The sequence below is a fragment of the Kosakonia oryziphila genome (genome assembly GCF_900094795.1).
In the GTDB taxonomy this organism is placed as follows: Bacteria; Pseudomonadota; Gammaproteobacteria; order Enterobacterales; family Enterobacteriaceae; genus Kosakonia; species Kosakonia oryziphila.
This window is the reverse complement of the sequence record NZ_FMBC01000079.1, coordinates 1-11,594: the sequence shown is the minus strand read 5'-3', so window position 1 is coordinate 11,594 and position 11,594 is coordinate 1. Positions and strand designations below refer to the sequence as shown.

8 protein-coding genes and 8 pseudogenes are annotated in these 11,594 nt (G+C 47.4%); 9 read left to right on the top strand and 7 right to left on the bottom strand.

What is annotated here, in order from left to right; genetic code table 11:
- Window positions 1-18: 18 nt before the first annotated feature.
- Window positions 19-279 (bottom strand): annotated as a pseudogene (locus GA0061070_RS23335) (transposase); the annotation flags it as partial.
- Here GA0061070_RS23335 and GA0061070_RS26100 point away from each other — a divergent pair.
- From GA0061070_RS26100 to GA0061070_RS24990, 4 genes and pseudogenes are all read left to right on the top strand, one after another.
- Window positions 254-499 (top strand): HNH endonuclease signature motif containing protein, encoded by a 246-nt coding sequence (locus GA0061070_RS26100; protein ID WP_425256072.1) that lies wholly within the window; start codon window positions 254-256, stop codon window positions 497-499. The pseudogene GA0061070_RS23335 and the gene GA0061070_RS26100 overlap by 26 nt on opposite strands.
- 1 nt (window position 500) lies before the next feature.
- Window positions 501-758 (top strand): annotated as a pseudogene (locus GA0061070_RS23325) (bacteriocin immunity protein).
- 288 nt (window positions 759-1,046) lie between these two features.
- A complete protein-coding gene (locus GA0061070_RS23320; protein WP_090138816.1) occupies window positions 1,047-2,033 on the top strand; it encodes a hypothetical protein in 987 nt (328 codons plus the stop codon).
- A complete protein-coding gene (locus tag GA0061070_RS24990) occupies window positions 1,988-2,617 on the top strand; it encodes an SGNH/GDSL hydrolase family protein (protein ID WP_139109829.1) in 630 nt (209 codons plus the stop codon). Before GA0061070_RS23320 ends, GA0061070_RS24990 begins: the two co-directional genes overlap by 46 nt.
- Here the strand turns inward: GA0061070_RS24990 and GA0061070_RS23315 are convergent.
- Both GA0061070_RS23315 and GA0061070_RS23310 read right to left on the bottom strand, forming a co-directional pair.
- A pseudogene (locus GA0061070_RS23315) lies at window positions 2,601-3,137 on the bottom strand (IS91 family transposase); the annotation flags it as partial. The gene GA0061070_RS24990 and the pseudogene GA0061070_RS23315 sit on opposite strands and share 17 nt — an antisense overlap.
- A 13-nt stretch (window positions 3,138-3,150) precedes the next feature.
- Entirely contained in the window at window positions 3,151-4,215 is a 1,065-nt protein-coding gene (locus GA0061070_RS23310; protein WP_090138814.1) for a linear amide C-N hydrolase, read from the bottom strand.
- Window positions 4,216-4,606: 391 nt separating this feature from the next.
- Here GA0061070_RS23310 and GA0061070_RS23305 point away from each other — a divergent pair, with 391 nt between their 5' ends.
- On the top strand, window positions 4,607-5,218 hold the full coding sequence (locus GA0061070_RS23305; protein WP_208598205.1) for a hypothetical protein: 612 nt from the start codon (window positions 4,607-4,609) through the stop codon (window positions 5,216-5,218).
- A gap of 88 nt (window positions 5,219-5,306) precedes the next feature.
- Here GA0061070_RS23305 and GA0061070_RS23300 read toward each other — a convergent pair.
- Window positions 5,307-5,504 (bottom strand): annotated as a pseudogene (locus GA0061070_RS23300) (integrase core domain-containing protein); the annotation flags it as partial.
- Here GA0061070_RS23300 and GA0061070_RS23295 point away from each other — a divergent pair.
- Window positions 5,503-6,174 (top strand): annotated as a pseudogene (locus GA0061070_RS23295) (IS110 family RNA-guided transposase); the annotation flags it as partial. The pseudogenes GA0061070_RS23300 and GA0061070_RS23295 sit on opposite strands and share 2 nt — an antisense overlap.
- Before the next feature lie 212 nt (window positions 6,175-6,386).
- Here GA0061070_RS23295 and GA0061070_RS23290 read toward each other — a convergent pair.
- A pseudogene (locus tag GA0061070_RS23290) lies at window positions 6,387-6,506 on the bottom strand (transposase); the annotation flags it as partial.
- 212 nt (window positions 6,507-6,718) lie between these two features.
- Window positions 6,719-8,377 (bottom strand): FAD-dependent oxidoreductase, encoded by a 1,659-nt coding sequence (locus GA0061070_RS23285; protein ID WP_090138812.1) that lies wholly within the window; start codon window positions 8,375-8,377, stop codon window positions 6,719-6,721.
- A 144-nt stretch (window positions 8,378-8,521) separates the two neighbouring features.
- Here GA0061070_RS23285 and GA0061070_RS23280 point away from each other — a divergent pair, with 144 nt between their 5' ends.
- The 3 genes and pseudogenes from GA0061070_RS23280 to GA0061070_RS23265 form a co-directional block, all read left to right on the top strand.
- Window positions 8,522-8,866 carry an ArsR/SmtB family transcription factor gene (locus GA0061070_RS23280; RefSeq protein ID WP_090138810.1) on the top strand — a complete coding sequence of 115 codons (345 nt, stop codon included), beginning with the start codon at window positions 8,522-8,524 and terminating at the stop codon, window positions 8,864-8,866.
- A gap of 963 nt (window positions 8,867-9,829) precedes the next feature.
- Window positions 9,830-10,945 (top strand): annotated as a pseudogene (locus tag GA0061070_RS23270) (winged helix-turn-helix domain-containing protein); the annotation flags it as partial.
- 64 nt (window positions 10,946-11,009) lie between these two features.
- Window positions 11,010-11,114: pseudogene (locus GA0061070_RS23265) on the top strand (IS3 family transposase); the annotation flags it as partial.
- Window positions 11,115-11,336: 222 nt separating this feature from the next.
- Here the strand turns inward: GA0061070_RS23265 and GA0061070_RS25365 are convergent.
- Window positions 11,337-11,594, bottom strand: a 258-nt coding sequence (locus GA0061070_RS25365) for a hypothetical protein (RefSeq protein ID WP_208598204.1), incomplete at its 5' end; no start/stop codon positions are given.

Below are 11,594 nucleotides of genomic sequence, written 5' to 3'. Positions count from 1 at the left end.
GGTCTGATGGCTTCACCACTTTTTTGTCATCGCTTCCTGAATAATTTCAGCCTTCAGACGCTCTTCGGCATACATTTTTTTCAGACGGCGGTTCTCTTCTTCAGGCTCTTTGAGTCTGCTCATCAGTGCCGCATCCATCCCGCCAAACTTTGAGCGCCATTTATAAAAACTGGCACTGCTGATGCCATGCTCCCGGCACAGTTCAGGAACCGGCGTCCCCGCCTCAGCCTGTTTGAGAATGGCGATGATCTGACTGTCAGTAAAACGTGATCGCTTCATAGAAATCCCCCTGCATTCAGGTCAGGAGAAAATTCTACTTATAAACACACCGGTTTTTCGGGGGATTACCTATGCTAAAAAGAGTGAACGAGCAGGTAAGCGCGTTAAAATAGAATTACACCATAAACAAGACATATCAAAAGGTGGAGATGTTTATAATATAGATAATCTCAATGCAGTAACACCTAAACGTCACATAGAGATACATAAAGGAAAATGAAATGACCAATAAGAAAGTACCAGACTTTACCGAAAAAGAGTTTCTAGATTTTGTTTCTAGCATTTGCACTGATACTTATCAAACAGAATAAATGCACATTGATGCTGTTTTAGAATTTGAAAGAATCACCGAGCACCCTTCTGGCTCTGATCTTATTTATTATCCAGAACCCGGTGTAGAAAATTTCCCAGAAGGAATTGTAAAAACCGTAAAAGAATGGCGTGCTGCCAATGGTAAACCAGGTTTCAAGCCTGAATAAAAACTGAACTAAATTTCTTTATATTTACCTCAGGCGCAATGTTAACGCATTGCGCAGGGGTAAACTCATCCCTGAAAGGAGTTTTATATGTCTGATGATGTAATGAAAAAAATCGATATGGTTGTGGCAAGCTATGATTCCTCTTATTTTACCTATGAATCTGTTGATGCCGGATTAAAATAAACCAATGAAAACGAATATTTTCGTGTTCCTCAGGGCAGTGAGGCCAGCAATGCGTTTATTTATTATCGTAAGGTTTCGGGGAAGGCGGTAGACGTTGCCGAAATAGTGGGTAGCCAGTATGTAAAATCAGAAATTCATTCTCTCTATGAAATTTGTGGCCGTGGTCCGCAGGTCTTTAATCTCTTTGATGCCAGCAGGATCACCGAAGGGAAATACGTCAATACGGTAGGCGCGTTGTCTGACAATGTGGCTTACTTCGCCAGTGACATGCTGCCGGTGCAGGATAACGCGCAATATGTCTTTACAAAACAGGTTGCCCATCTGGCGTTTTATGGCTTTGACAAAAAGTTCATCAGCTATGCCGGTGCGGTGGACGCCAACACGCCATTCACCACACCAGAGGGAACGTTTTTTGTTCGCTTTTCCCAGACGCTATCAACGGGGGCTGATACGCAGGTACTGACCAAAGGCACCAGCGCACCATCGGTCTATATGGGCTATGGCTGGCGTGACTGGTACCGCCAGGATCTGAAGTCTCACCAGCAGACTGTGGAGTTATTCAACAAAAACTTTCCGGGCGCTAACCTGGTCAACCGAAACGAAGTGCTGATGGGTTATGCCCTGTCAACCAACGGCTCTGTGACTGCCAACAACAGTTATTATGTGACTGATTTTATTCCTGTGGCACCGCTGGCAACCTACATCTGCAACAAGGCCAGTAACGTTGTCTGCTGTTACGATGTGACCCTGAAAAAAGTGGATGTTCTCAGCATTCACACCAACACACCGTTCACCACGCCTGCGGATGCGGCATACATCCGGTTGCATGCAACCCCGCTGAACAGTGCTGACACGCTGATGCTGTTGCACGGCAGCGATATGCCAGCGGATTATGTTCCTTCTGGTGCCCCTAACAAACAGGACATCACGCAGACATCGTTGCAGATTTCCCGCGCACCCTCAATGCGGCATTGCCGGCAGGGCGCAATCTCTTTGACAAGAGCCGTGCTCAGGTGGGTTATACCGTTTCATATCAGAATGGCGCCGTGGGCCAGAATGCCACGTATGCCATCACCGATCTTATCCCGGTGACACCTGGCGGCCACTTTGTCTCTTCCTTCGGTACTAACTCCCTGTGCTTCTACAATGCCAGCGGTCAGTTTATTTCCGGTTCAAAAGACTACAGCAGTTCGGCACGTACGCCAGTTTCGGTGCCGGAAGGTGCATGGTTTGTGCAATTTCAGGTCACGCCAGTTAATCGCCTGGAAGCACTGATGGTAACGGAAGGGGATGCAGAACAGACAGGGTATATCCCGTTTGGTGGCAGCAGCAATGCGTTGCCTGGTCAGGGGAAAAAAGTCCTCTGGCTCGGGGACTCCATTACCCACAGCGGTTTCTATATTCCGTTTGTCCTGAAAGAAACCGGACTGACGACGCTGGCAAACTACGGCGTACCGGGGCTGGGGATCAGAACGATGTCGGACCCGCTTACCGCTGAGACCATTGCCAGTGCAGACCTGATTTCGGTATTCGGGGGGACAAATGATTACGGCGGTAATCGTCCCCTGGGTACGCTTGCCGATTGCCGAGTGGACTATGACGAAGCATCAGGAAAATCATTCTACTACGATGTATTTTATGTGCTGAATACTTACATTCCCCCCGTTTCCGGTTAGACAAAAAACCGTAGTAGCGCACCATTTTAAAATGCTTCGCCGGCACGTGGCTGATATAGCGCCCGATCACCCCTTCCTGCGTCAGCATTTGCTGCCGATGCTGCTGCGTCCGGTGGTCGTAATAGTGGTGCACCACGGCGCCGCCGCTGTAGTGCCTGAGCTTTGCCGCCGACACCGGAGGCCGCTTCAGGTAGCGGCCCAGGTATTTGACGCTACACCAGGCGCCCCGGGTCTTCTTCGCGAAGTGGATCTTCCAGCGGCGTCCGTACTGCGCCTGCAGACAGCGCTTCCACTGTTTTTTGTCGCGGATGTGCCCCAGTCCCGGCAGGCTGCCGGGAGCTATCAGGTCATAGCTGTGGCGCAGCAGGCGGATGACTACCCCGCGCCAGATTTTCTCCACGGGCTGTTTCTTAAAGAAGAGGTTGCGCCGGACGCCATGTTTTATATCCAGCCCGCCGCGGGTGACGGACAGATGAATATGCGAGGGCTGGTTAAGCTGGTGACCGTAGGTGTGCAGGGCGCTACGTTCCGACTTATACCCCAAGGAATTTAAAGGGGAGCGCCTCTTTATACTGGTCGTTTGCCATTCCGGAGTAGATTTTCGTCTGGTTCGGTCCGAGATCTAACTTCATGACTTTCCCGGTTTTCTCGGAAAAATCGAGCTTTTTTAAATCGGTCCAGAATATATTAGGTGCCAGAGCTGATTCAAAGAAGTACAGTCCACGTTTCTGATCAGCAACGGTGCGCCAGCGGGTAGAGGAAATATTCGGCTCCCCGGGGGTGGAAATGCCGTAGGGAACGGAAACATTGCGGATAACGCTAAAGGTACTGGCGATTACCTCTACTGCATTTTCCGTTTTAGGAATGGCGTTCACGTAGAAGCTGGCACGCGCAAAGCGATCCGCAGCGCGGTTGGTACCCGGCAACATCACGCTACCGCCAATCTGCCGCCAGTACTCTTCCATCGCCAGCTGCTTCTCAAAGATAGGTGAGTTAGTCATCACCTGATAACTGCGACTGTGATGGATAACCTGCTTACCGTCGATGTATTCAATGATTGCACTGTCTCCTGTCGCATCAGACAGAGAGAGATGTAGCGTGGCCAGACGCTCCTCCCCCGGCACCTTATCGGTCACGATACTGAAAGGTTCCTTGTGCAAAGCATCAACGGCCTCCTGAACGGTGGCGAAATTATCCAGCACATACTGGGCCCATGCGGCAATGGTCAGACCGGGCTTGCCAGGGGCGTGGGTCGGGTAAGACGATTCCACCAGCCATAACATGTTGGCTACCATTCCGGCTTCGTTCATTCCGTCGGTGGTGGAGATATCGTAGCCCGAGGCAATCACGCTGCCGTACTTGGATATCCACTTCAGGGAGTTTGGCCCGGTTTCTCCTGTGCGGTGCATCCCGCGGGGGAAGACCCAGAGGTTGGTGCCCACATCCACTTTCCAGTCCATCGAGCGGGCGGTAATCACGTTATCGTCCGTGCCTGTATAAACCACCCGGGTACATGCTTCAACCACCGGGACCAACAGACCAGCGGTAAGCAGTGCTGCGCTACAGGTTAAAAAAAATGAGTTTTTTTTCAATTTCATAGTGGTTTTTTCCCACCTTTTTTCTGTGTTAATTTCGAATTATCAGTATATTAATGTAGCAACATCCGTCATTATTTAATGCAATCGCGTTTATACAATTAAATAAATCCACAAAAAAACACCGCCTTCACGCGTTGAAATGACAAGGAACGATCTTGTGAACCGACTTGCTACTTTCGCTGTGCTGCCTCTCTGCTGGATCTCATCCACCTGTGCAGCCCCCCCGTCGGCCCCACCAGATGCCCTTGGTGGATATCAGGCGACCAAACCAGACTGGGCGCTGCAGGCGACCCCTTTTCTCTGGGCCGCGAGCCTAAGAGGCAGTATATCGCCCTTTCAACGCGGTTCAACCGTAGACGTTGACAAATCCTTCTCGGAGGTACTTGATAAATTGAATCTTGGTGGTTTTCTGGATCTTCGGGCGCGTTATGATCGCGTCGTCTTCTCCGGAAATCTGATGTATGTCGATACCACTGGCGGTCATGCCAGTGGCCCGCTGTCGGCGTTTCAGATCCCGGGATTTGGCGTCACTATACCCCCCGGATCACACATAGATGGCAAGATGGATAGCACACAGTTTATGGCAACCCTGCTGGGCGGCTATCGGGTAATGGACAACCCGGACTTCACGTTTGATCTGCTTGGCGGTATCCGGTTCTGGCACGTTGCCAATGAGATTACCGCTACGGTAACCCATCCCCTTATCGGGCACCGAACCGCTTCATACAGTGAAGATTTTTCCTGGTTCGATCCACTGGTCGGTGCACGGATCTTCGTACCGCTGAACGGGGCCTTCTCACTCCAGTCGGAAGCAGATATCGGTGGGGCTGGTATCGGCTCGGACTACACGTGGTCGGTGCTGGCCAGCATCAATTACACCTTTACGGGTAACCTGTCGGCTTCGGTCGGCTACAAGGCCCTGAAGGTGGATTATGACCATCATGGCCACGTTTATGACACCCTGCTGAGCGGTCCGGCGATCGGCATCACCTGGCGATTCTGATGACGTCAGATAAAAAAGGCTCAGCCCGGAACAGTTTGAAAACAAAAACCTCGCTTAGGGCTGTGTCCACATTACGTGGGTAGGATCATTCATCCCGAAATCGACCGTTGAAACTCTCAATAAATCCGTTCTGCGTTGGCTTACCTGGCTGGATAAGTCGCAACTCCACACCATGCTCAAAGGCCCATTGATCGAGCGCGCGGCAGGTAAATTCCTGGCCCTGATCGGTTCTTATTGTCGCCGGATAGCCACGAAAGAGCGCGATGCTGTCCAGAATACGCGTTATCCAGGCTTTACACCGGGCAAGGCAGAGTATTGTTAATCATCGCACTGTGACAGTCTGTCAAATAAGAGGGCTGTTACTTGACCGGGGGATCCCCATTGGCAGTGCTGTCTCCAGAGCTCGCCGGGCTATTCCTCTTATCCTTGAAGATGCAGAAAACGGTCTGGGCCCCCGTATGCGCAGAACAATTGCGGAACTCTATGATCTCTTTAATGATCTCGAGCGTCGGATCCATTTTTTTGATAAGGAAATTGAAACAGTATTCAGACAATCAGAAGCCTGTCAGCGTATTGCCAAAGTTAAAGGTATTGGCCCTAAAACGGCCACGGCCGTTGTTGCTGCTATTGGCAAAGGAACTGAATTTAAGAATGGCCGTCACTTTGCTGCATGGCTGGGTCTGGTTCCACGCCAGCACTCGAGTGGCGACAGTCAAGTGCTGATGAATATGACGAAAAAAGGTGACAAGCATCTACAGACACTTTTTATTCATGGTGCCCGCGCAGTCGTCAGGGTTGCCTCGAATAACAATGAGGGTTATATGAATCAGTGGGTTAACCAGTTAAAGGAACGGCGCGGATTTAATAAAACGACCGTGGCGGTCGCTAACAAAAACGCGAGAATAATCTGGTCGATGCTGAGAAATGAGACCGGGTATCAGGTAGTTGGAAGTTAGTACCCAGCCAGACGAGTTGCAGTGTACTGAAAAATGGTGACAGGCTGCACCTGCACAATCGGAACCTGATTTTTATACTGACCTCAGAGGCCGTCCAGTTGGTGAGGCGATTGTGTGCGGATTACCCATTTGGGCACAGGTTTTCCTGATGCCGGATAGATGTAAGCAACAACCCAAAACCAGATTCAGTACTTGCAAAACGGAGATAGTCCATAGATGTAAAAGGTGGCGTCGGAAATGGCGTGCTTACGGCAGAGCTCACGGGCAGAAACCCCGGCTTCAGCCTCGCGGAGAATACTGATGATCTGTTCGTCGGAAAAACGCTTCTTCATGGGGGGCTTCATGTGGCTTATGAAGACATTACTAACATCGCGGTGTATTAATCAACGGGGAGCAGGTCAGAAAACTTAAACCAGATGTAATCTGACAGATACCTGTGTAAATAACCGGTAACTGCCAGATCAGGCTTGAGCTTATACAAGGTAGTAATGCGTTTTCAATGAATACTGAGAGATGAAGTGCCATCCAGATGGCTCGTTATCTCTTATTTATTCATCGACCCCATAACCGCCTTCCAGGTTATAAAGCCACCGCTCAGATTATATGCCCGGAAGCCGTGAGCCTGCAGAATACGGTATGCCACATGCCCGCGCAGGCCACTCTGACACCCTATAAAAATCTCTTTATCTTTAGGCAATTTTTCAAGGTTCTCCCGCAGGGAATCAAGAGGAATGGATAGCGCGTCAGGATATTCACCAAATTGTTTCAGTTCTGCAGGAGAGCGAATATCAAGTAAACAATAGCTGCCCGGTTCCCGTTGTAACACATCGCTGACATGACATATGACCGTATCTCCTTTAATTACATTTGTCGCCACCATACCAGCCTGGTTAACAATGTCCCTTGCACTGTTAAAAGGAGGAGCATAAGTAAGCTCAAGATGCTCGAGATCTTTGACGGTAAGCCCCGCGCGCTGTGCAACAGACAGGACATCGATTCGTTTATCAACCCCTTTTTTCCCTGACGCCTGGGCCCCGAGAATTTTACCGGTATCGGGGCTGAACAGCAGTTTCAGACTGATCATTGTTGCCCCAGGGTAGTAACTGGCATGATCCGCTGCGTGGACGTAAACCTTCTCGTATCGGGTGCCATGAGCTTTCAACTGTTTTTCATTCGCACCGACGCTGCCAATACTCAGCGAAAATACCTTACAAATGGATGTGCCCTGACTGCCATGGTAAAGGCTATGGCGATCAAGCATGTTATCAGCAGCAATGCGTCCCTGGCGGTTGGCTGGCCCTGCCAGAGGAACATTAGCGGGTTCCTGAAAGACAAGGTCAGGTGTTTCAACTGCATCCCCCACGGCGTATATGTCAGGGATACTTGTCTGCATACAGGCATTGACACTTATGCCTCCCCGTTTACCCACTTCGAGCCCGGCCCCTTTGGCAAGGGTATTCTCAGGTTTTACTCCGATGGCGAGAATAACCATGTCGGTTTGCAGAAACCCACCGTCAGAAAGTGCAACGCGGAATCCCGTTTCTGTCCGCAGTACCTCGTTGAGTGCTGTTTTAAGGCGCAGATCCACGCCATGACTCCTGATTTCCTGATGCAGAGCAGATGCCATTTCAGGATCAACCGGAGCCATAACCTGTTCCCCCATCTCCAGCAGGGTCACACTGATCCCCCTTTCGCTCAGTGCCTCCATCACTTCAAGTCCGATAAACCCCCCACCGACAAGCGTGGTGTGAGCTACGTTATGTTGCTCAATCCACGCCTGGATAGCATCCATGTCAGTAAGATTTCGCAGCGTAAAGACACCATCTTCCTGTAGCCCGGGTAAAGGGGGAACAACCGGAGCGGCTCCGGTACTGAGGAGCAAACGATCCCATTCTTCGCTATAGACCTCCCCTGAGGTCAGATTTTTAACCATCACCGTTTTATTAACCGGGTCTACTGACGTCACTTCATGATATGTACGGACGTCTATGTTAAAACGGGATTTAAAATCCTCCGGGGTTTTCAGAATAAGTGACTGTCGTAACGGAATTTTCCCGCCTATATGATAAGGCAATCCACAGTTGGCGAAAGAGACATCGCTTCCCCGCTCAAATACAACAATACTGACATCCTCTGACAATCGACGTGCTCTGGCTGCAGCGGATGCCCCGCCGGCAACACCACCAACAATAACTATTTTCATTAGATCCTCTCTGTTCACTCAAGGCAAAAATTCCTGCCAGCAAGGCGCTGCAGACCTGACGTACACTGTGGCAAAATTATGATGCCATTAGTATACTAAATTATATTATATAAAAACACATAGTGTTAGGGGGCTGTAGTGCTTATGAATGAAGACGCCAGGCGTCAAACCGATATGAAAAATGCAGCTCTGGGGGCAGCAGATGTATTACGGGGACTGGCCAATAGCGATCGATTATTGTTGATGTGTCAGTTAAGCCAGGGGGAAGCGAATGTAACCGAGCTGGAAGCCGCTGTCGGTATTACTCAGCCGACTCTGTCTCAGCAGCTTGGTGTAATGCGTCGCCTAAAGCTGGTAGCGACCCGGCGGGCAGGTAAGATGGTATTTTACCGTATTGAGGATAAACGTATTATGACGTTGTTGAATACCTTATATGATCTTTACTGCCCGCAGGCAGACACCGATAACGGAAGCCATAACAACGAATAACATAATTTTCCTTTTCCCGAGAGCCATTTTATCAGTGGATCATTAACCCTGTTCAGGCTGTGAAGCGCTTTCCTCATGCCTGATCGGGGGGCCGTAGTAGCCCCCATTTCAACAGCGACTTCCTGTTATTGTATGCCAAGTAAATCGACAAGTCGTAACGCTTCAAACTCATCTTCTTTTAAATGAACACGTTCAAGCTGACTCATTGGTCGCATATTGGGTTTAAAACAAGTATCCGTGTGGCGGCCAAAGATGTTACGGGGGATTCAGGGTTCTCGCACGAAGTATTTTTATTGGCATTCACCAGTGGAGAGTTTTTTGCTTTGCACCTTGAGTCTGTAAGTGTGCCGCAGAACAGGGGGAACGATGTGAAAAGAATATAGCGCTATTAGGTGTTCAATTTAATATATTGTGCTCCGAGTTCAACAGTTTCAATCTGTAACATCCACAGTTCTTCTTTTTAGAAATAAATCAGAACATATGGCCATTTGGAATGTTTTGCTATCGGATACTTTATCTAGTGGGGAAAGATAAGATCGTCAAAGATGAAGTTGTGTCCAATAGCTATGTCCTAATCAAATAACCTCTGAAGAGGGATTATTCTCAATCACTTTATCAAACCTTGACCAAAGTATATTGAAAAAATCCGACTATCAATCAGTATTAATGGCTTTTCTTTAACACATGCTACAATGAGCGACGATACTATATTATGAATACAGGTTGTGATCATCTTCCAGAACAATACACGTTGTTGTTTATCACACATTTGAAACTTGTTTTTTCGATGATAATACCTCTTGAAGATAAAATATTAATCATTGGAAATAGAGGTGACATATTCAATTTCATCACGAAGTTTTATGAGTTCATGAAAATATCCTGACATTTTCTCATCGCTGTAGCCCCTGGCATGTTTATCAATGCATTCATTGAGATTAGCAAGCAGATAAAGATGAAACGGTATCACTCAAAGAGCTTCTTTCTTCTGCCTGGTCGTCCCGGGGCATGAGCGTGTCCAATAACACTATATATCAGAACATATCTATTCTTAGAAAAACGCTTGTGAATGTTGGGTTGTCTGGGGATCTAATAAAAACCGTTCCTAAACGTGGTTTCATGATTTTATCTGAAAGCTTTGCAGACTTCGTTTCCAATTCTGGAACCGAAAACAACTCATCTGTAACCTCAGATAATAAAAACAGAGCAAGAAGACTTTTATCAAAAACAGTGACTCCTCTGGGTTCTTTTATCTCAATTTCAATAATATTGTGCAGTTTATCTTTTTTTGTGGCTTTTCATTTAACCGTATATAAAAAAACAAATAACTTGAAGTATATTTACCCTGATTTTTATGAATTGCATCAATACGGTGACTGTCATTTGTACAGGAATAAATCGGTAAGGGATAATTTTTTTTTGAAAATTTTGTTGTGGATCATGGGCTCAAATGTGGCGAGCAAAAATGGTGGTATATTTTTAACTATCCTCCCGCATCACGAACTTTTGTATTGCGTTGTACATCTGATTTATTTTCCCCTGAAAAAAATGGAGGCGTTATTTGCCTCTCAGATTATTACTATTAAGGTGATAATAATGTCAAAAGTAAGTAGGTTGAAGGCTGTGATTTGTATTTCGCTTATGATTGCGTCCTGTTTTATGGGCTACCTGTATGCTATGAGTGACAGAACAAAAGATGGTTTTTTCTGTACATCAGATGGGAGCTTCCATACACAGAATAAAACATTAAGTGCTGTAATTAATTTTCATATGCAAGATGGAGAAGGTTTTATGACACTTGAGGGCAAGTATTTTGAAAATGATAATAAAGTCTCAAATGTCAGTTTGCAGAGACAATTCAGCTACACTGAAAAAAATGGTGAATACTTGCTAACGCAAGATGGTAACGACGTATTAGAAGTGTCTGAGGGTGATAAAAATATTTTAAAGCAATTCATTGCTGACTTCTATTTTACTAAAAATACTGGCGCTCATCATACCAGAATAAAAAAATTAAGAAATAACTTGTGGATATTTACTCCGGCTCCAGTTCCTTATTTTGTTTGTGCTGATTACTGAGGTGAAAATGTTTTAAATATAGTTTTTTGGGTTATTCCACACAGGAGTTAACTGCAAAATACGTTACGCCTTTGTGTTTAATTATATCGAGTGTGATTACAATCGGTGGCGATGCCACAGTGTCCGTGGCGGCCCCAGCCCGGAACAATTTGAAAACGAAAATCTCGCTCAGGGCTGTGTCCACATTACGTGGATAGGAGCAATTCAGTGCAGCCCTGGGCAAATATTTAATTTGGGGGCTGCACTGTAAGTTTCATGTAAGTAATGTTATCAGGTAAAAACCTGCTGCGGTCATGAGCAGCGACCCCACCGCGTGCACCAGTACGGAAGTTGCATATTCTGGCCCAACGTGAACACCAATTCTGGCGGAACGTGAACGCAGTTTCTGGTTTTACGTGAACGCGTATTCCGGCGGAAAATACCCCGATTTTGCACCATGCCCAGAATCCCTGTTCATTTTGCCAGAATCGGTGTTCACACGACCGGAATTGCCGTTCACATCGCCAGAACCATTCTTAACGCATTGATTTTTGATGCTATATCTATCCCTTTCATTCCAGGGAGTGATATATGCCAAACAAGAGAATCGCAATGCGTAAAATCCATGAAATTTTAAGGCTGCGTTTTGAAGTCGGCCTGTCCTTCCGCC

Excerpts from the sequence above, each read along its gene's own strand:
- GA0061070_RS23310 (WP_090138814.1), bottom strand. The coding sequence starts at position 4,215 with ATGAAATTGAAAAAAAACTCATTTTTTTTAACCTGTAGCGCAGCACTG.
- GA0061070_RS23280 (WP_090138810.1), top strand. The coding sequence starts at position 8,522 with ATGAATGAAGACGCCAGGCGTCAAACCGATATGAAAAATGCAGCTCTG.
- GA0061070_RS23285 (WP_090138812.1), bottom strand. The coding sequence starts at position 8,377 with ATGAAAATAGTTATTGTTGGTGGTGTTGCCGGCGGGGCATCCGCTGCA.